General features: G+C 52.1%; 19 protein-coding genes. 5 read left to right on the forward strand and 14 right to left on the reverse strand.

Features of this window, described 5'->3' with window-relative positions:
* Positions 1-78: 78 nt before the first annotated feature.
* The 11 genes from AC55FS_RS12120 to leuC all read right to left on the reverse strand — a co-directional run bounded on the left by AC55FS_RS12120 (position 79) and on the right by leuC (position 13,147).
* Positions 79-633 (reverse strand): SPOR domain-containing protein, encoded by a 555-nt coding sequence (locus tag AC55FS_RS12120; protein WP_496932514.1) that lies wholly within the window; start codon positions 631-633, stop codon positions 79-81.
* Entirely contained in the window at positions 617-1,864 is a 1,248-nt protein-coding gene (locus AC55FS_RS12125; RefSeq protein ID WP_496932515.1) for a bifunctional folylpolyglutamate synthase/dihydrofolate synthase, read from the reverse strand. Before AC55FS_RS12125 ends, AC55FS_RS12120 begins: the two co-directional genes overlap by 17 nt.
* A 1-nt stretch (position 1,865) precedes the next feature.
* Entirely contained in the window at positions 1,866-2,669 is an 804-nt protein-coding gene (gene trpA / locus AC55FS_RS12130) for a tryptophan synthase subunit alpha (protein ID WP_496932516.1), read from the reverse strand.
* Positions 2,670-2,687: 18 nt separating this feature from the next.
* Positions 2,688-3,902, reverse strand: a complete 1,215-nt coding sequence (trpB, locus tag AC55FS_RS12135) for a tryptophan synthase subunit beta (protein WP_496932517.1) — start codon at positions 3,900-3,902, stop codon at positions 2,688-2,690.
* Positions 3,865-4,515: a phosphoribosylanthranilate isomerase gene (locus AC55FS_RS12140; protein WP_496932518.1), complete on the reverse strand. Its 651-nt coding sequence runs from the start codon at positions 4,513-4,515 to the stop codon at positions 3,865-3,867. The genes trpB and AC55FS_RS12140 overlap by 38 nt, the downstream gene beginning before the upstream one ends.
* A 28-nt stretch (positions 4,516-4,543) precedes the next feature.
* Positions 4,544-5,371: a tRNA pseudouridine(38-40) synthase TruA gene (gene truA, locus AC55FS_RS12145; RefSeq protein WP_496932519.1), complete on the reverse strand. Its 828-nt coding sequence runs from the start codon at positions 5,369-5,371 to the stop codon at positions 4,544-4,546.
* Positions 5,372-8,494, reverse strand: coding sequence for a FimV/HubP family polar landmark protein (locus tag AC55FS_RS12150; protein WP_496932520.1), 3,123 nt, complete (start codon positions 8,492-8,494; stop codon positions 5,372-5,374). It abuts the gene before it with no gap.
* Between the two features lie 346 nt (positions 8,495-8,840).
* Positions 8,841-9,965, reverse strand: a complete 1,125-nt coding sequence (gene asd, locus AC55FS_RS12155) for an aspartate-semialdehyde dehydrogenase (protein WP_496932521.1) — start codon at positions 9,963-9,965, stop codon at positions 8,841-8,843.
* A 6-nt stretch (positions 9,966-9,971) separates the two neighbouring features.
* The gene (gene leuB / locus AC55FS_RS12160; RefSeq protein WP_496935967.1) at positions 9,972-11,057 is read right to left on the reverse strand and encodes a 3-isopropylmalate dehydrogenase; all 1,086 of its coding nucleotides are present in this window, start codon (positions 11,055-11,057) and stop codon (positions 9,972-9,974) included.
* 22 nt (positions 11,058-11,079) lie between these two features.
* Entirely contained in the window at positions 11,080-11,718 is a 639-nt protein-coding gene (leuD, locus tag AC55FS_RS12165; RefSeq protein WP_496932522.1) for a 3-isopropylmalate dehydratase small subunit, read from the reverse strand.
* A 10-nt stretch (positions 11,719-11,728) separates the two neighbouring features.
* Positions 11,729-13,147, reverse strand: a complete 1,419-nt coding sequence (leuC, locus tag AC55FS_RS12170) for a 3-isopropylmalate dehydratase large subunit (RefSeq protein WP_496932523.1) — start codon at positions 13,145-13,147, stop codon at positions 11,729-11,731.
* A 108-nt stretch (positions 13,148-13,255) separates the two neighbouring features.
* Between leuC and AC55FS_RS12175 the strand changes: the two genes are divergently transcribed.
* The 3 genes from AC55FS_RS12175 to AC55FS_RS12185 all read left to right on the forward strand — a co-directional run bounded on the left by AC55FS_RS12175 (position 13,256) and on the right by AC55FS_RS12185 (position 15,598).
* Complete coding sequence (locus AC55FS_RS12175; RefSeq protein ID WP_496932524.1) at positions 13,256-14,125, forward strand: LysR family transcriptional regulator; 870 nt, start codon at positions 13,256-13,258, stop codon at positions 14,123-14,125.
* A 99-nt stretch (positions 14,126-14,224) separates the two neighbouring features.
* Positions 14,225-15,145, forward strand: coding sequence for a universal stress protein UspE (uspE, locus tag AC55FS_RS12180; RefSeq protein WP_496932525.1), 921 nt, complete (start codon positions 14,225-14,227; stop codon positions 15,143-15,145).
* A complete protein-coding gene (locus AC55FS_RS12185; RefSeq protein ID WP_496932526.1) occupies positions 15,146-15,598 on the forward strand; it encodes a flavodoxin family protein in 453 nt (150 codons plus the stop codon).
* 56 nt (positions 15,599-15,654) lie between these two features.
* On the opposite strand, the gene AC55FS_RS12190 is transcribed toward AC55FS_RS12185, so the two are convergent.
* Positions 15,655-17,532 (reverse strand): propionyl-CoA synthetase, encoded by a 1,878-nt coding sequence (locus tag AC55FS_RS12190; protein ID WP_496932527.1) that lies wholly within the window; start codon positions 17,530-17,532, stop codon positions 15,655-15,657.
* Between the two features lie 231 nt (positions 17,533-17,763).
* Between AC55FS_RS12190 and AC55FS_RS12195 the strand changes: the two genes are divergently transcribed.
* Positions 17,764-18,681 (forward strand): fructosamine kinase family protein, encoded by a 918-nt coding sequence (locus tag AC55FS_RS12195; protein ID WP_496932528.1) that lies wholly within the window; start codon positions 17,764-17,766, stop codon positions 18,679-18,681.
* Between the two features lie 76 nt (positions 18,682-18,757).
* On the opposite strand, the gene pdxH is transcribed toward AC55FS_RS12195, so the two are convergent.
* Together pdxH and menA are read right to left on the reverse strand one after the other, a co-directional pair.
* A complete protein-coding gene (pdxH, locus tag AC55FS_RS12200; protein ID WP_496932529.1) occupies positions 18,758-19,396 on the reverse strand; it encodes a pyridoxamine 5'-phosphate oxidase in 639 nt (212 codons plus the stop codon).
* 71 nt (positions 19,397-19,467) lie between these two features.
* Complete coding sequence (gene menA / locus AC55FS_RS12205; RefSeq protein ID WP_496932530.1) at positions 19,468-20,427, reverse strand: 1,4-dihydroxy-2-naphthoate octaprenyltransferase; 960 nt, start codon at positions 20,425-20,427, stop codon at positions 19,468-19,470.
* Positions 20,428-20,497: 70 nt separating this feature from the next.
* On the opposite strand from menA, the gene AC55FS_RS12210 reads away from it, so the two are divergent.
* Complete coding sequence (locus tag AC55FS_RS12210; RefSeq protein ID WP_496932531.1) at positions 20,498-20,962, forward strand: RDD family protein; 465 nt, start codon at positions 20,498-20,500, stop codon at positions 20,960-20,962.
* Positions 20,963-20,982: the final 20 nt, after the last annotated feature.

Below are 20,982 nucleotides of genomic sequence, written 5' to 3' on the forward strand. Positions count from 1 at the left end.
CAGGTTTGACATGATGGATTCATACAAACCCAGTATTGACGGGGGCTGCAGCGGGATTTTCTGACCACAGAGTCAGTTTCAGCTGCGTGCTCGAAAACGCTTAATGTAAACGTCTTTTTGCTGCAGCTTGTCGCGCAGCTGCTGCTGCAAGTTTTCTGCCTGGGCACGCTGCAACACGGGCCCGACATAGACTCTGACCCAAGCATCATCTGGCGCTTGCTCCAGGTAACTCTTGAAACCGTCGAGTTGCAATTGCTGGCGTAACTGCTCAGCATTTAAGCGTTTGGAAAAAGCCCCCACCTGCAGCGTCCAAGCATAAGGCAAATCACGATCATCGACTCCACCACGATCACCTTGAATACCAGGCACTGCGGGATCATCGCGCTCAACCTGCCGCGACGCGTCAATGGCCGTCTCATTAGCACTTTCACCAGAGGCCAACTGCTCCAGCTCTATGCGCACCCGCCGCTCACTGCTGTCGTCAGACCAATCCTGGACCACCGGCATAGGCGGAATATCGGCCTCAAGGGGTAACTTTGCACGACCACCATCAAGCAGAATCGGCAGTACAATGGCAACCGCAATAACGGTAATCAAAGCACCCAGAATGCGTTTTTTAAGATGTTGCTCCATGCGCCTGCTCATCCAGCCAATTGAGTGCTTGTTCCACTGTATAGAATGAGCCAGCGACAAGCCAGTTTCGACCACCTTGTTGACGAGCATACGCCATGGCGTCGGCGACCGTAGCAAAACACTTAGCTGCACGCCCAGCATCACCGGCCAACTCAAGCAGCTGTTCTACCGACAAACCACGATAAACGTCCAGTCCAGTCAGCAATAATTGCTTGTGCGCAGGCAAACTGGCCAACAGCTCAGCAACGGGTTTATCGGCCAAGGCCGAAAACACCACACCATCGACCTCAGGCAATTGGCTTTGCAAATGCGCCATCGCTTGGGGGTTATGGGCCACGTCCAACAGCCACTGCTGGTCATCGAATTGATAGCGCTGCAAACGGCCGTTAACCGTCAGCTCGCCCACCACCTGCTGACACACATCGTGTGGCGGTAAGCGCTGCACTAAGGCTAATGCCTGTATCGCTGTTGCCACATTATGATAAGGGATGTTAGGCATAGGCAGCTGCCAACATTGCTCCTGCCCATGATCATCAAAACGCAACCGATAACCATCGTCATTTCGCTCAATATCAAAGGCTTCACCACGACCGTACCACTGACCTTGGGCCTTCAAGACGGTTTCTTTTGCGGTACTTGGAGGCAACGGCTGACCACACACGAACGGCACACCTGCCCTGGCGATGGCACATTTTTCATAAGCGATCTGCTCCACCGTGTCCCCCAGCCAGGCTTGATGATCCAAGCCAATACTGGTGACCAAAGTGACGTCTGCTTCGGCAACATTAACGGCGTCGAGCCGACCGCCAAGGCCGATTTCCAACACACACACATCCAATGACTGCCGAGCAAAGTATTCCAGCGCACTGACGGTACCGAATTCAAAATAGGTGAGCGCCAGATCACCCCGGGCTTGCTCCACTCGTTCAAATGAAGCAACTAGGTCTCTATCTGAAATCCACTCACCATCGATGCAAACACGCTCATTGTAATAACGCAGATGAGGTGAGCTATACACGCCGACCGTCAAGCCCTGGGCACGCAATAACGCAGCCAACAACGCAGAACTAGTGCCTTTGCCATTGGTACCCGCGACCAAGATGGTCAGCGCAGCTGGACGTCGACATTGCAGTCGGTCGACCACCTCAGTGACCCGCTGCAACCCCAGGTCAATGACCTGAGGGTTAAGCGACTCGAGATAATCCAACCATTGAGGCAGGGTTCGAGACATATTAGCCATCCAGCGCCTGACGCATATCAGTTACCAACTGAGCCACGTGCTGACGTCCTTGCTCTGGCTGCTGAGCATGCTCAGCAATCAAATTGACGATGGCACTGCCAACGATAACACCATCGGCGACAGCTGCGATTTTGGCAGCGGTGGCGCCATCACGAATACCAAAGCCAACGCCAACCGGCACATCAACATAACGGCGAATACGCTGCAAATTGGCGGCCACATCATCGATATCTAACGCTGCCGAGCCGGTAACGCCCTTCAGCGACACATAGTACACGTAACCGCTGCCACGCTGACCAATTGTGGCGATACGCTCGTCAGTGGTGGTTGGCGCAATCAGGTAAATCATATCCAGACCAGCATCGGTAAACAGATGATCAATGCCATCGGCTTCCTCCGGCGGCAGATCTACCATTAACACACCGTCTACCCCAGCCTCCGTTGCCTGAGCGACAAACGTCTGGTAGCCCATCGCCTCAACCGGATTGAGATAGCCCATCAACACGATAGGCGTTGAGCTGTCTTGCTGGCGAAACTCAGCCACCATGGCCAACACCTGACGCAAAGACGTGCCATGTGCCAGCGCACGTTCACACGCCAACTGAATGGTCGGACCATCGGCCATAGGATCAGAGAAAGGCACGCCCAGTTCGATAATGTCAGCACCCGCGCCAACCAGCGCATGCATCATAGGTACAGTGGCGTCTAAGCTCGGGTCACCTGCGGTGATGTAAGGAATTAACGCCTTGCGATCCTGCTGTTTCAGCCGGGTTAATACTTCAGAAATACGACTCATAATTATCCCTTTTAACCCTTAAGCGTGAATGCCATCGAGACTGGCTACGGTGTGAATATCTTTATCACCGCGGCCCGATAAGTTCACCACAATGCTTTGCTCAGGCTTCATAGTGGCGGCCAATTTCATCGCATAGGCCACCGCGTGTGAGCTTTCCAACGCCGGCATAATGCCTTCCATTTGCGTTAATGCATGGAATGCTTTTAGCGCTTCATCGTCGGTAGCGGCAACATATTGAGTGCGACCAATGTCTTTTAACCACGCATGCTCAGGTCCGACACCGGGATAATCCAGGCCCGCCGATACCGAGTGAGTACCCATAATTTGGCCATTCTCATCTTCCATCAGATAAGTGCGATTACCATGCAACACCCCCGGGCGACCTTTGCTTAACGGAGCTGCATGTTGATCACCGTCAAGGCCCAAACCGCCGGCTTCGACGCCGAACATGGCGGTTTCCTGATGGGATATATAAGGATGAAATAAACCAATCGCGTTGGAGCCACCGCCCACGCAGGCAACTAAGGCATCGGGCTGACGGCCAATCAATTCAAGACTTTGGCGTTGAGTTTCACGGCCAATCACGGTCTGAAAATCGCGCACCAACATTGGGTATGGATGCGGACCCGCGGCAGTGCCGATAATATAAAAGGTGTCGTCCACATGAGTGACCCAATGGCGCATAGCCTCATTCATGGCGTCTTTTAATGTGCGCGTTCCGGATTCAACGGCCTCAACTTCTGCACCCAGTAGATTCATGCGATAGACATTCAGCTTTTGTCGCTCAACATCAACAGCGCCCATAAATACCTTACACTCGAGCCCAAAGCGTGCAGCTACAGTGGCCGATGCAACACCATGCTGACCGGCGCCTGTTTCGGCAATTACCTTCTTTTTACCCATATATTTGGCCAGTAAAGCTTGGCCTATGGTGTTATTAATTTTATGGGCACCAGTATGATTCAGATCTTCACGCTTTAAATAAATCTGCGCACCACCACAGTGTGCCGATAATCGTTCTGCATGATACAAAGGCGATGGACGGCCAACATAATGGGCTAAATCGCGATCAAACTCGGCCCAAAAATCCGGATCATTTTTTAGCTTTTGATAGGTGTGTTGCAGCTCATCTAACGCTGCCGTCAATGTTTCGGAAACAAAACGGCCGCCAAAAATGCCAAAATGGCCACGCTCATCAGGAAGATTCAAATCGATTTCGTTGTTGGTCGACATGATAGACCTCATTAATAAATGCACGTATTTTGCTGCGATCTTTAATGCCTTTACCCTGCTCAACACCACCGCTGACATCAACGGCAAATGGAGCAACTTGCTGCACAGCAGCGGCAACATTAGTAGGGTTCAGCCCACCGGCAAGAATCACAGGAGTTTGCAAATCCTCTGGGATTAAAGACCAATCAAAGGTCTCGCCTGTACCACCAGGCACCCCAGGCTTATAGCTATCTAGCAGGACTGCCAGTGCACTTGGGAAGCGCAGGCATGACGCCACCAAATCCGACGTTTGCCGGACACGTAATGCCTTAATGAAGGGGTGTTTGAACTGACTGCAGAAGTCATCGTCCTCGTCACCATGAAATTGAAGCAAATCAATTCTAACCTGATCAAGAACAGACTGCACCTGCTCTATGTTCGGGTTAACAAACAACGCCGTAACGGTAACAAAAGCCGGTACCGATGCCACCAGCTGTTTGGCCTGATCAATAGTCACCGCACGCGGACTGGGCGGATAAAACACCAGCCCTAATGCATCCGCGCCCTCTTCCACCACCGCAACGATGTCTTCTATGCGGGTAATCCCACACACTTTAATTCGAGTTCTTGCCACTATTTACCTTACCTGCCATGCATTCGCCTTAACGGCTGTCATCATGATCCAGCAACGGGGCAACAATCAAGGGACCTGCAGGCGTACAAGGAATACTATGTGGCTCGGGATAATCAACACCGACAAAATACAACCCCTCGGGCGGTGCCGTCACCCCAGCCTGGCGCCGGTCAGCACTGGCCAGCACCTCACCCAGCCAGGATATCGGTTTACGAGCCTGACCTATGGGCATCAACACACCGATGATGTTGCGCACCATATGATACAAAAAAGCACTGGCATGCAGCTCTACCACAATCACATCGGCAAAACGCCGCACCTGCACCTTATGCATGGTTTTCACCGGCGATTTAGCTTGACAGTCACGCGCCCGAAAAGCGCTAAAGTCATGTTCGCCCAGCAATCCTTGCGCGGCCTCATGCATCAAATCTGCATCCAAAGGGTGGCGACACCAAGTCATTTGGTCATGCAACAGCGCTGGTTTAACGGCAGAGTTATTAATGAGGTAGCGGTAGTGACGACCAAAGGCGTTAAACCGGGCATGAAAATCCAAATCCACTTCGGATAACCATTGCACCGCTACTCCTACGGGCAGGCGCGTGTTGATGCCCATCAGCCAGCCATAGTCGCTGCGCTGCACATGGGTATCAAAATGAATGACTTGCCGACAAGCATGCACACCAGCATCGGTGCGCCCGGCACACACCACACTGATATCATGATTAGCGACAAAAGAAATGGCCGCTTCAAGAGCGGCCTGTACGGTAGGTTCGTCGTGATGTTTCTGACGCTGCCAGCCGTGGAAATAACTACCGTTATACTCCACCACGGCGGCATAGCGTTTTTGTTCTGACATTTAGCTCATTTTATCCATCATGCTGCGAGCTTCCTGCTTCTGCTGATCACTGCCTTCTTGCAATACTTCCTGCAGCAATTCCTTAGCGCCTTCGGCATCTTCCATATCGATGTAGGCACGAGCAAGATCCAACTTGGTGGCGCACTCATCTGTGCCAGCCAGGAAGTCAAACTCGTCATCGGCCGCCGCCAGCTCATCTAAATCGATGTCATCGGTTGCACGACCACCGACAGATGGCGCCTCTTCTGGCATCGCTTGCGGCGCTTCAGCTGCAGCAACAGGGGCCTCAGGCTCATTTTCTTGGGCTGCAGTAAAATCTTGCAGATCACCATCAAGGTCGGCCATATCCGCAGACAGGTCAAAATCACCAGCATCGCTGCCCGCCGATTCAGACATGCTTTCAAGCTCGGCCATAAAGTCACCGGCATCGGTCACTTCTTCTGTACCTGGCTCCACTTCAGGCAAGGAACTGGCATCAAACGAGGACTGTTCCAATTCTGCTTCCAGCTCAGCTAAGCCGTCAGCCTCTTGACCGGCTTCCGGATCAAAATCACCGACCGAGAAGTCCAGTACGTTATCGTCACCGCTATCAGTCGCCGGAGCTGGTTCAACGACCTCATCAGGCGCGTCATCTTCTTGCTGCAGCGAGCCTAAATCGAACTCTAACGACTCATCTAGATCCGCGCTGCCTTCCAATGCCTGCTCTAAGGTGTCCAACTCACCGGCTTCATCATCACTCTCCCCGAAACCACTGAGATCAAACTCAAGGCCATCACCGGCTTCAGAATCAGAGGAGGCAGACTCTTCGATCGCAGGCTCTTCATCAAAGCCACCAGCACTATCACCCAAATCGAAGTCCAGCGACTCACCTAAATCAGCATCGAGATCCAGGGTCGGAACATCTTCCAATCCGGTATCCGCAGTTGAGCTGTCATCGGAACCAAAGTCCAACGAGGCGTCGAAATCTAGAGCATCTGCTGCTCCATCCTCAGCACTGGCTGACGGAGCAAACATATCGTCATCACCGAGATCAGAGTCAGAAGACTCCAGCGCATCAGCAAAATCCAAGCCGTCATTAAACTCATCGCCGAGAGAATCACTCAGCTCAGGAACATCGTCATCCAAGCTCATCATTGGCACGTCAGGTTCAGCAGAACCCGTTGGTGCTTGCGGAGATGACAAGCGCGAGCGCATTTGCGCCGCTTGGTCATTAGCCTGGTGATCGCCCAGCAAGTTCAGAGCACCTTCCGCTTCTGCAAACGCTTGACTGTCGTCCATTTCGACTAGCACTTCTAGCAGCTTAAGACGTAGGTCGGTACGACTCGATTCCTCTTCGATGGCTCCCGTTAAAAGCTCTACCGCCTGATCAAACTTGCCATAAGCGATGTAAATATCAGACTCACTAATGACATCCTCAGTCTGAGCTACCGGACTGAAATCTTCACCTTCTTCAGCAGCATCAAACTCATCCGCGGACGCATCATCAGCGGACGTCAGATCAACAGGCGCCTGATCCAACTCCTCATCATCAAAATCGAAATCATCGATGTGACCCGCATCCGCTGGCATATCAATTTCCGAAGCAGGGATCTCTAGAGCTTCTTCTGTACCTGCTGCTGATTCTTTACGCTTTTTAACCGCCCGCAGACCCAGCCACCCCAAAAGCAAGACCACTAACGCAGTAATGCCCAGAACGACTGGGCTTAAAAGAGTATCCATTAAAGAGGGCTCGGATCGTCGCTGCGCCTCTCGCGCCGCTTGCTCCGCCAATTGGCGCCGCCGTTCTTCGGCGGCTGCCAACTCCTCTACCGATGGCGATGCCTCAGCATCTGGCTGAGAATATTCCGGCTCAGGGGTAACTTCTGATGCCGGTTCAGTGTAATTAAAATCAACTTCGTCTTGTTGATTGACGGAGGAATCAGAAGGCATGCCCTCGTCGTCCTCCATCATCTGCTGATCACCACCCATTTCCATGGTTTCATCAGCCGTTTCAGTGTCATCACTCAGCTGCATATTGGCCAACTGATCATCTTTTAAGGTAATCAGTCGCTGCAGAGTTTCTATCTGACTTTCAAGAGCTTCAAGGCGTTCACGCAACTCCTGATTTTCACGGCGACTGCGGTCCAGATCTTCCCTAGCCAGCGCCAAATCATTTTCAATGGCCTGCTCACGGCCACCAACACTGTCGCTTGCGACTTCGCCGCTACTGCCAGCGATATCACGTTGCTTCTCAGTGGGAGACAGTAAGCGCACTTCACCATCGCCTTGAGACGTTGACGTTGGCTCCGCCGACGTCGACCGACCAGTAGCACTCAACTGTGCCGCCGAGGCACCTAAATCCTTGTTTTGACGCTCGACTTCGGCCATCGCCTGCTGCTCTGCAATAGCATTGACCTCATCAATACCCGGGATGCGCAGCACTTTGTGGGTTTTCAAGCGATTGATATTGCCGCCAATAAAGGCATCTGGATTCGCCTGCTGAATTGCAACCATCATACGCTGCGGTGACACGCTGCGGTCAGGGCGATTCTGTAGTGCAATATTCCACAAGGTATCGTTTGGCTTAACCTTATAGGTACCGGGAGCCGATGGTTCCTGGGTCCAATCCTGTCGATCAACTGAAGAACCCGTAGTAACGATTTCGGTCTGTTCTACCGTTTCCGTACTTGGTTGCTCAACATACACCGTATCAACCGTAGCTGGCGTGGTCACGCTCAACGGTGCCACGCTGTTATCAGCAAAGGTCGGTGGGTCGAGTAGCACGGTGTACTCGCGCAACACGCGACCAGCCGGCCAATTCAGCTCAACTAAGAAATTCAAAAATGGCTCTGTCACTGGCTCTCGAGTAGACAGAACAATTTTGTCGCCATCAACTTTAAAATCGATTTTGGTGAGGAAAAATACCCGGTCGACACCCGCATTTTCAAAATCTTGCGGTGATGCCAGCTTGGGTTTGATCTCCCACTGCGATAGGTCTTCCGCTTCAACCAGGGCGATCTCCGCTTTCAAAGGCTGGTTAAGTGCGGAATCAAGTTCCAGCTCACCCAGCCCCAGCGCTAGAGAGTGACTCGCTAGTGTTAAGCCACCGGCCAGCATTAAAGTGTTCGCAAGTAGGCGCTTCATTCATTGCTTCCTTGTTTTTCACGGCGACGTGACTGCCTGCGACAGCCACCGAAATTATTCGACATCTTATGCTCAGATAATCCTAACCCAGCTTCGGTACAGCGACCCGCTATGCAAAATTGGCCTGGCACATGTTGTCATGTTGCGCCGAACAACGTAGACAATTCTGGCCTGAATAGCACGGATCCCTTATATATTCCCTTAATAAGCGACGCTAAGTATCAAATATAAAACAGCATAGCGCAATCTTTTGGCTTTGCCTGAAGTCACAAATATCTTGTGATAAGAAGAGCTTAGGCGAGAAATGAGAAGGAGTTCATGAAAGCGGGTAAAAACCCGCTTGTCATTATGCGCCAGCCAGCAAAATTCGTAGGGTTCGACGCAGTGGTTCTGCTGCTCCCCACAATAGCTGATCACCGACAGTAAAGGCTGAAATGTATTCAGGCCCCATGGCCAACTTGCGGATCCGACCAACAGGTATCGATAAGGTCCCCGTCACTTTAGCCGGCGTTAGCTCCTGCATAGTGAGCTCACGATCATCGGCAATGACCTTCACCCAGTCATTATGCTCTGCCAACAAACGCTCGATCTCAGCCAAAGGAATATCTTTGTTGAGTTTCAAGGTAATCGCTTGACTATGACAGCGCATGGCACCGACGCGCACGCAAATGCCATCAATTGGAACTGGCGAATCAGAACGGCCGAGAATCTTGTTGGCTTCTACCTGTGCCTTCCATTCTTCCCGTGATTGACCACTGTCTAACTGCGAGTCAATGTAGGGGATCAGACTGCCCGCCAATGGCACACCAAACTGCTGCGCCGGATAGTCATCGCTGCGAATGAAGTCAGCCACCTGACGATCAATATCCAAAATAGCGGTCGCAGGATCTTCCAACGACGACTTTACCTGCGAATGAATAGCACCCATTTGCGAAATTAATTCGCGCATATGTTTGGCACCAGACCCTGATGCTGCCTGATACGTCATAGGCGCCGCCCACTCGACCAAGCCCGCTTCAAACAAGCCACCCAACGCCAGGAGCATTAACGACACAGTGCAGTTGCCACCAACAAAGGTTTTTCCGCCTTCAGCAATAGCCGCTTTAATTTGTGCGCCATTAACAGGATCAAGTACGATAATGGCTTGCTCATCCATACGCAGTGTCGATGCAGCATCAATCCAATAACCACTCCAACCGCTATCGCGCAAAGGCTGATAAACCGCCTTGGTGTAGTCCCCACCTTGGCAGGTGATAATAATTTCCTGCTCAGCCAAGGCTTCAAGATCGTAAGCGTCTTGCAATAATCCAGCATCCCGCTCCGCGTATTGAGGAGCAGCCTGGCCTGCCTGAGAGGTGGTAAAGAAAGTGGGCTCAATCAGGGCAAAATCCTGCTCTTGCTGCATGCGATTCATTAACACGGAACCAACCATTCCGCGCCAGCCGACCAAACCTACTTTTTTCATTGCCATAATGTTTTACACCGTTTGCAAGGCAGCAACGACCGCCTCACCCATTTGCTGAGTACCCACTCGCTGAGTGCCCTCAGAGTAAATGTCTGCCGTCCGCAAACCTTGATCCAGCACATCACTGACCGCTTTCTCAATAGCATCGGCGGCTTGCCCGTGGCCAAGAGAATACCGCAACATCATGGCCGCTGACAAAATCGTTGCCAGAGGATTGGCAACACCTTGACCAGCAATATCTGGTGCTGAGCCATGACAAGGCTCATACATGCCTTTGTTGTTTTTATCCAACGATGCCGACGGCAACATGCCTATAGAGCCGGTTAACATAGCCGCAGCATCAGACAAGATGTCGCCAAACATATTGCCGGTAACCATCACATCAAACTGTTTAGGCGCTCGCACCAACTGCATAGCGGCATTGTCAACATACATATGCGACAGCTCGACATCCGGGTATTCCTGTGCCATTTCTTCCATTACTTCACGCCACAACACCGTTACTTCCAGCACATTGGCCTTGTCCACCGAGCACAGTTTTTTGTTGCGTTTACGCGCAGATTCAAAGGCCACCCGAGCAATACGGCGAATTTCAGACTCACTGTAAACGTAGGTGTTAAAACCCTGACGCTCACCATTTTCAAGAGTACGAATACCACGAGGCTGGCCAAAATAAATACCGCCCGTCAGCTCGCGCACAATAAGAATGTCTAAACCAGAGACCACTTCCGGTTTCAGCGATGACGCCGATGCTAACTGTGGATATAAAATTGCTGGGCGCAAATTACCAAACAATTCCAAACCCGAACGCAGCCCTAACAATCCTTTTTCCGGGCGCAATTCGCGATCTTCCAAACGATCCCATTTAGGGCCACCAACAGCACCCAATAAAATGGCATCGGCAGATTTTGCTTTGGCCATGGTTTCTTCAGGCAACGGCGATCCAAACTCATCGTATGCCGCACCACCGACTAAGGCCTCATCAAAAGTCAACCCAAGATCGAACTTATCATTAACGGCATCCAACACGCTGCGCGCCTGGGCAACGATTTCCGGGCCAATTCCATCACCTGGCAAAATCAATACTTGCTGAGTCATCATATTCTCCAAAAATTAGTCATTAACGAAAAAGCCAGGGAGTCTGCTCACGGCGCTGTTGTTCGTACTGCTTGATGGCATCTGCGTCCTGCAGTGTCAGCCCAATATCATCCAAGCCATTCAATAAGCAGTGGCGACGAAACTCGTCCACTTCAAACTCAAAGCATTCACCTGACGGCGTCATAACGCGTTGATTTTCTAAATCCACGGTCAACTGGTAGCCATCATGAGACTGAACTTCTATAAACAATTGACTGACCACAGCTTCATCCAATACGATCGGCAGCAGCCCATTTTTAAAGCAATTATTATAAAAAATATCGGCAAAACTCGGCGCAATTACCGTTCGAAAGCCATAGTCATCCAGAGCCCACGGCGCATGCTCACGGCTGGAGCCACAGCCAAAATTTTCCCGCGCTAACAAAACAGAGGCACCCTGATAACGTGGCTGATTCAAGACAAAATCTGGATTTAGTGGACGGCCACTGTTGTCCGCATCCGGCTGACCTTCATCCAAGTAGCGCAATTCATCAAATAGATTTGGGCCAAAACCGCTGCGCTTAATCGATTTTAAAAATTGCTTAGGAATAATCATGTCGGTATCGACATTGGCGCGATCCATGGGAGCAGCAATACCGGTATGTACCGTAAATTTTTTCATCGTTAATTCCTTAAAACTCACGCACATCTACAAAATGACCGGCAATAGCCGCGGCCGCCGCCATCGCTGGACTCACCAAGTGGGTTCGACCACCATAACCTTGCCGCCCTTCGAAGTTGCGATTGGAGGTAGACGCACAGTGCTCACCGGCCCCCAATTTATCCGCATTCATCGCCAGACACATGGAGCATCCTGGCTCTCGCCATTCAAACCCAGCGTCGGTAAAGACTTTATCTAAGCCTTCTGCCTCGGCCTGCTGTTTCACCAAACCAGACCCTGGCACGACCAAGGCTTGCTTAACACTGGATGCAACACGTTTGCCTTTCGCCACCGCCGCCGCGGCACGTAAATCTTCGATACGGCTATTGGTGCATGAGCCAATAAATACCCGATCCAAATGAATGTCGGTGATTTTCTGCCCACCCTGCAAGCCCATATATTCATGTGCCCGGCGAATGGCATTACGCTGCGACTCATCGATGCCGTCATCCACTTGTGGAACGCTGCCATCAATGGTTGTGACCATTTCCGGAGAGGTTCCCCAAGTCACCTGGGGCTTAATATCCGCAGCATCAATATCGACAATCTTGTCAAATTCAGCATCATCGTCTGATTTGAGGTCACGCCAATAATCCACGGCCTGCTGCCACAACTCATCGCTCGGCGCGTAAGGGCGCCCTTTTATGTAATCCGCGGTAATGTCATCAAACGCTACCATGCCCACGCGCGCACCGGCTTCGATGGCCATATTACACATGGTCATACGGCCTTCCATACTCATGGAACGGATTGCGCTGCCACCAAACTCCATCGCAAAACCGTTGCCGCCGGCGGTACCAATAATGCCAATCACATGCAGCACCACATCTTTACCGGTGATACCAGCGCCCAGTTCACCTTCCACACGAATCAGCAAGTTCTTCATTTTGCGTTGAATAAGACACTGGGTCGCCAACACATGCTCAACTTCAGAAGTGCCAATACCATGCGCCAAGGCGGCAAACGCACCGTGAGTGGCGGTGTGAGAATCGCCACACACGACGGTCATGCCAGGCAAGGTAGCGCCTTGCTCCGGACCCACGACATGCACAATGCCCTGGCGCACGTCGTTCATTTTGAATTCTTCAATGCCAAAAGCATCGCAATTCTCGTCCAGCGTTTTTACCTGGATACGAGACACAGGGTCCTGGATGCCGTCGATGCCCGACAGACGCTCGTCGCGGGTGGTGGGGACGTTATGATCCGGAGTCGCCAAGTTGGCATCCAAGCGCCATGGCTGACGGCCGGCTAGGCGCAGGCCCTCAAATGCCTGCGGGGACGTGACTTCATGCAGCAACTGACGATCGATGTACAGCAAAGCTGTACCATCGTCTCTCTGCTTAACCACATGCTGTTGCCACAATTTGTCGTATAAAGTTTGTCCGGCCATGGTGCGTTCCTGCTGTCATCATTATCACGATGCAAGACACTATACGCCAGCCAGTCGACAACATAAATTCATATTAATACTATTAAAGATTCCACCAAGGAATACTTCATGGATACCCAGTCTCTTAGAGCATTTTTGGCGGTGGTTGATCACGGCTCATTTTCCCTCGCTGCCGACGCTCTGCACCTGACCCAATCGGCCATCAGCAAGCGCATTCAGCAGCTAGAGCAGCAGCTGCAAAGCCCGCTATTCGACCGCCACAATCGCACGATTAGCCTCACCGAAAGCGGTCAAACGCTGCTACCCCGAGCCAGGCAAATTCTGGAATTACTCGATGACACCCGCACTGCGGTAAGCAACTTATCCGGCGAGGTGAGCGGCAAACTCAAGCTGGCCACCAGCCATCATATTGGACTGCACCGGCTACCACCTTATTTACGTGAATTCACCCAAGCCCATCCGGCCGCCACACTGCAACTGCACTTTATGGGCTCCGAGGGTGCCTACCAAGCGGTACAGCAGCGACGAGTCGAACTGGCATTAACTACCTTAATGGACAACCCTGGCGCTGATATTTCACAAACCGTGATTTGGCAAGACCCTTTGGTGTGCGTCTGCTCGCCAGACCATCACCTGGCCCGTATTCGCAGCCCCAGCCTTAAGCAACTGTCTGAACAAGCCGCCATTTTGCCTGAGCGCCAGACCATTACCTTTGAGCTGATTAATCGCATTTTTTATCAGCAACAATTGACTTTAACCGCGCCCATGCCCACCAATTATTTAGAGACGATAAAAATGATGGTGTCCGTTGGGCTTGGCTGGAGTTTGCTGCCAGCCAGCATGGTCGATGAACAGCTCCACACACTGCCGTGGCCCGCCCAGCCAATCCAGCGCCAACTGGGCATCATTCATCTACAGCAGCGCACGCTCAGCAACGCCGCCCAGGCTTTTTTAAACCGTTTGCCGCTGCCACATTGATTCATAACAATGTCAAAGCGGAAATCAGACGCTAGCCTGTCTGTACATAAAGACCAACGCTTTAGCGGACGATCGGCGACTGCCAACCAAGGAGATAGCATGCTCGACATTAATCACATTCTGGTGGTTCTGGATAACGAACACTTGCAGCAGCAAGCCCTAGAGCGTGCAACTTGGCTCGCAGCTGCCCTGGATGCAGATCTGACCTTGCTCACCGCCACCCACGAAGCCTATTGCGACGATTCATCCTCCATCGATTTGGATACTCGCCAGCGCATCAAAGAAGCGTTGATTAATAAATCCACCGCTTGGATTGAAAGTTTTATCGCAGACGACAGCGAGTTAAATATTCGTACCGAAGTGCATTGGCAAAAGCATCTGCACGATGCCGTGATTGATTCCATGCGCCACCAAGATTATGACCTGGTGATCAAAGGTACCCAGCAACACTCTTTGGTTGATCGCATATTTACCCACACCGACTGGAATTTGCTGCGTCATTGCCCTGCTCCGGTATTACTCGTCAAAAACGCGCGCCCATGGCGCCACAACCGCATACTGGCCTCCATCGACGCCACCTCCAGCGACGAAGGCCACGTCATTATTAATGACAATATTCTGTCCTATGCCGAGCATTTGGCCGACCATTTTGAAACCGATCTGCATTTGGCCAATGCTTATCCGCTAGTGTCTGTCGCGTTTGCCATGGTGCCAGAAGTCACTGCACCGGATGACATTCAAAAATACATTCTTGAGCAGCATCACGAAGCCTGCGCTGAATGGGCCAGAAAATACAACATTAATGATGATCATGTTCATATTGATGAAGGCGACGCCGACGATGTTATCGCCCGTTTTGCCGATGATTTAGAAGCCGACTTGGTGGTAGTCGGTACCGTTGGCCGCGAAGGGCTCGCCGGTGTACTGCTTGGCAACACCGCAGAGTTATTGGTTGATAAAGTGGACTGCGATGTACTGGTTATAAAACCCGCCGACGGTGTGAAACCGGATGCCGATTAAGTGCGCCGGCTAACCGTCATTGCCCACACACCGTCGCAAAATCTACAGGCGCTGGCCGAAGCCATAACTGCCAGCGCCAGCGAAGCCGGCATTCAAGTAACCTTGTTAGCCCCACTGTCTGCCGACGCCGACACGGCAAAAAACAGCGACGCGCTTATATTGCTCACACCTGAAAATTTAGGCTACATGAGCGGTGCAATGAAAGACTGGTTTGATCGCATTTATTACCCTTGCCTGGAGGAAACCCAAGGCAAACCCATCACTGCCATTATCCGCGCTGGCCATGATGGCACTGGCACCCAGCGCGCCCTGCAGAGTATCTGTAACGGACTGCGCTGGCGCTGGGTACAGCCGCCACTGGTGCTACAAGGCCCATGGCAAACGTCATTTTTGCAGCAAGCCAGAGATCTGGGCCAAGCCATGGGCTATGCACTAGAGCAAGGAATTATCTAGGGCCTGTTAATAGGCCCTAACCAACCAATGTCTGCCTTCTGCCCTAACATTGCCATTTATTGTGGTTTTAATCGCTGCTCAATTTCCTGCAAACAAGCGGGATCATCAATGGTTGAGGGGGGCTGATATTGCTCACCATTAGCAATATCACGCAGCACCTTGCGCAATATTTTGCCTGATCGGGTTTTGGGTAGACGCGCCACCACCACAGTGTCTTTAAAACTAGCAACCGCGCCAATGCGATCACGCACCCGTTCCACCAATTGCTGTCGCAGTTCTTCTTCATCGATGTTAACGCCGGCTTTGAGCAGCACCAGCCCCAGCGGCTCTTCACCTTTCAATTCACTGTGACGGCCAATGACCGCACATTCAGCCACCGCCTCATGGCCGGCCACGACTTCTTCCATTTCACCGGTGGATAATCGATGCCCAGCAACATTGATAATGTCGTCGGTGCGTCCTAACACAAACAGATAATTATCTTCATCCAGCATGCCGCCATCGCCGGTAACGTAATAGCCCGGGTACGTCGACAGATACCCGTGTACAAAACGTTCATGGTTACCCCAAATGGTTGGCAAACACCCTGGCGGCAAAGGCAGCCGAATGGCAATACTGCCCTGCTGAGACCGTTCAACGGGAATGCCATCGACATCCAGAATCTGTACGTTAAAGCCCGGAGACGGCCGGGTCACAGAACCGGCCTTAACTACCCCAGGCTCTAGCCCCATATGATTGCCCGCAATGGCCCAGCCGGTTTCGGTTTGCCACCAGTGATCCACCACCGGTTTAGCCAAATGCTGGTGCACCCAATCGTAGGTCGGTGGATCCAACCGTTCACCGGCCATAAACACCGTGCGCAAGGCCGATAGATCGTAGGATGCCAACAGCTGACAGTGCGGATCCTCTTTGCGGATAGCACGAAACGCTGTCGGCGCTGCAAATAAACCATTGACTCCATATTCCTGGCACACACGCCAAAACGCGCCGGCATCCGGCGTTCGCACCGGCTTGCCTTCATACAAAACGCTGCTACAGCCACGGATTAAAGGGGCGTAAACAATATAGGAATGCCCGACCACCCAGCCAACATCGGATGCCGCCCAAAAAACATCACCCGGATGCATGTCGTAGACAGCGTTCATGCTGTAATTCATGGCAACGGCATGACCGCCGTTGTCACGCACGACGCCTTTGGGGGCGCCCGTTGTGCCGGATGTATACAGGATATAAAGCGGGTCTGTTGCCAACACAGGGACACAATCCGCCGGCTGCGCCGTCGCCAACGCCTGCTGCCAATCGATATCTTGCTCCGCCCTTAACTCACATACACATTGCGGCCGTTGTAGCAGCACACAGCAATGAGGTTTATGCCGCGCCTGATCTATTGCCTGGTCCAGTATCGGCTTGTATTCAATAATGCGGTCGATTTCGATACCACAAGAAGCAGCCAGCACCACCTTTGGCCTGGCATCATCGATGCGCAACGCCAGCTCATGGGCGGCAAAGCCACCAAACACCACGGAATGAATCGCTCCCAAACGGGCACAGGCCAACATGGCGATGACCGCCTCAGGAATCATCGGCATATAGATGACCACAGTATCGCCTTTATTGACGCCCTGCTGCGCCAGCACACCAGCAAACAATGCCACCTGCTCTGTCAGCTCGGAATAGCTGTAACGTCGCTTTTGTTGCGTGACTGGAGAGTCAAAAATCAATGCCGTAGTATCACCACGGCCATTGAGAACGTGATGATCCAAGGCCAGATAGGCAGTATTCAACTCACCGTCGGCAAACCAGCGATCAATACCCTGCTCATCTTTGCTAAGGATCTGCGTGGGTGGTTGAAACCAATGAATGGTATCGGCCTGCTGGAGCCAAAATAATTCCGGGGTGTCGATAGAAGCCTGGTATTCACTTGGGTAGCTCATAATCACAGTCCAACCTGATAAAACGGGAAGCGGCCGATAATCCTCGGCCTGTTTCCCCCACCATAGGACAAGCAGGTCAGGCGGCACTATACGACCAAGGGGGATGAAACTAAGGTCGCAGAAATACGATGTGTAACAAGATGAAAATGAGTTTTTGTTAACTACTCGACGGCCTTACACTGTTCAAATTACCTAGACTGACGCTGTCATCAAAATACGCCGGACTGCTTTATGGCCAGCCAAACCGCACACGCAATTATTTCCCCTGAGCTCAGCGACCCTGCATTGCTGGCCATTATCGAACACGCCGTGGAACAGCAATGGCTTTTCCCCGCAGCCCTGCATATCGAAGGCGCCAGCCATCACCGCTCCGGGGCGCAAAGCTTCTACCGCGTCCAAACCCACGCCGGTGCGTATTTCATTAAACGTCACAGCGCTGCCAACCTGCCGGTATACCAAGCCGAGGCCAAGGCCCTGGAAGCCATCAAGGCCACCGAAACCATTGCTACGTGCGCGCCACTGGCCTGTGCCCAGTTAGACGATTGTAGCTATCTCATTTTGGAGTTTTTGCCCATGGTAATGGGCGGCGACTGGTTATCTGCTGGCCAGCAAATCGCACAAATGCACTCCACTGTTAGTGCACAAGGCTATGGCTTTGACATGACTACCTATTGCGGAGGCACCGCCCAGGACAATCGTTGGAATCAGGATTGGGCCACCTTCTTTACTCAACAGCGACTGCTGCCGTTATTTGCCGCACTGGCACGCCAAGGCATTGAGTTTGCCGATCAAAATCTCGCGCTAGAGCGCTCCATGCAGCACTTGAATGGCCACCAACCAACACCGGTGTTACTGCATGGCGATTTGTGGTCCGGCAATATCGGCTTTAACCCAGACAAATCACTGAGCTTTGCCGTAGTCTTTGATCCAGCTTGTTATTACGGCGATCGTGAAACCGATCTGGCCATGACAGAGCTGTTTGGCCGCTTCCCGCAGCGTTTTTACGATGGCTATGCCTCAGTGCATGAAGTTGATAGCAGCTATGAACAGCGTCGGCCCTTGTATCAGCTGTACCACACGCTAAATCACAGTTTACTCATTGGCGGCGCTTATATAGACCACAGCAAAGAGCTGATTGCCACACTCTAACCCATGGCAAAAACAAAAAACGGCTGCGATGCAGCCGTTTTTAAAGAGCAGAGAAGATAACGGTATAAATCTGCAGTCAAGGATTTAACCGCTGCTTTCGCCATTGACCCTGCTCAAGCTGATATTCAACTCTATCGTGCAAACGATGAGCACCACCCTGCCAAAATTCAATGCGCTGGGGCAATAACCGATAACCACCCCAGTAATCAGGCAACGGGATCGAATCGCCCTCAAAACGCTCAGATACCTGCTCAAATGCCTGCTCCAACGCTTGTCGATCAGCAATAGGCTGACTTTGCTTAGAGGCCCAGGCACCCAGCTGACTCTGTCTCGGACGAGAGTGGAAATAACGCTCAGACACCTCCCTAGGCAAGCGCTCTACACACCCCTGCACCTCAATCTGACGCTCTTGCTCAAGCCAGAAAAAGTGCATACTGGCCTGAGCATTGGCCGTCAGCTGCTGACCTTTATTGCTGTCGTAATTGGTAAAGAAGGTAAAGCCTTCATTATCGTAAGCCTTCAACAGCAACACCCGTTGCCACGGCAGGCCATTGGCATCCACCGTTGCCAGGGTCATGATATTAGGCTCAAGCGGGTCGGTGGCGCGGTAAGCCTCCATCCAGGCATGAAACTGGGTTAGTGGATCGGGCGCCGCCGTTTGCTCATCCAATCGCCCCTGGGTGTACTCCCGTCGCACATCCCATAAATCAACCATGTCTATATTCCTCATAACAACGCACTGAGTGGCACATTAACAGATCAGATCTTTGGCCCAATTGATACGCATCAGGGCTGATAACGCAACACCAGCTCTACACTGGCAGCAACGGCAAAAGCCAACGTCAGCGCCGCCGTTTGCGCCAATTGTTTATTTAATGCGTGCTGACGGCGAATGGCGATCAAATAGCTCAAACGCACCGCCTGCACCACCACCAGCGCCCACAACACAGTAGAGAACAAGCGCTGCGCCATGGTCATGGCCACATCGGGCAGCATCTGTTCTACCAGCGCCAGCTGCAAAGCCAAGGGCAATAACATCAACCAACGATACAACCCCTCGCTGCGCGCTGGCCCTAAGCGCACAGCCAGAGTGTGTTTGTCTGCCCGCGAATCTGAATCGTGATCACGAATATTGTTGACCAACATAATGGCCGACGTCAGTAAGCCCATTTGCACCGCGGTAACCCAAACAATAAAAGGTGTTGAATTATGATGCAGCGCAAAACCGCCAACCACCGCAACCAAACCAAAAAAAGTAAATACGGTCACTTCGCCAAGGGCATGTGATGCCAGAGGATAAGGGCCTGCACTGTACGCCAGTAGCGCCACTACCGCCGCGATTCCCAGAATCAGATACACACGACCGCCCACCGACACCAGATAGCTGCCCGACAGCAGGGCAACCGTCAGCATCAACAGCAAAGCCACGACCATCTGCCACATGGGCACCCAACCCAAAGTCAGTACCCGTAGCGGTCCCACGCGCTCAGGTCCATCAATACCGGCACGATAATCAAAGACGTCATTGGCCAAGTTCACCGCCACCTGCAACGATAACGCACACAGCACGATAATGATCGACAGCCAGCCATTGAACGCACCCGGTTGTGTATGTAGCGCCGCTAATACCTGCCCAACAAGAATTGGCGCCAACACGGCTGGCAAGGTTTTGGGTCGGGCGGCATACCACCACAATCGCCATCCCGAAGGTTTAACAAGGCTTCCCTGCGGGTTCACCTGGCTCACTCTTTATCGCTCCTTTCACTGCTATGGTTTTGGTAATATAGGTGCCTTTGTTATAGCTCAAGGCACATTCATGTCGGTTCAAAACTACCCAACCGCTCCCTTGCTTCGCCGTTTGGCGGCGATGACGTATGACAGCTTGGTGCTGATCTCGCTGTACATTTTTGCCGGTTTTATTGTGGTGGCGCTATTAAAGCTGATCAATCAAGGGGAGTTCCCTGGCGCATTGCCCGCATCCGTCAATTTGTCGTTATTTTTCTGCATCGCTTTTTTTTACTACACCCACTCCTGGCTAAAAGGCGGTCAAACCATTGGCATGAAAGCATGGCGCATTTATCTTATTAACGCCCGTCAGCAACATGGCAAAACCCTTCCTCTGCAACTCAGTCAGTGCATGTTGCGCTGCGGCTGCGGTTTTTTCTCCTTACTGGCCTTCGGCGGCGGTTTTTTTTGGATGCTGTTTGATTCACAGCAGCGCACCTGGCACGACATGGCGTCCCTGACCCGCGTCGTGCATATTCCAGATCATATGGCGTAGGCGTTTATCCTTATTGTGCG

This window comes from Bacterioplanes sp. CLAM21 (assembly GCF_059641015.1).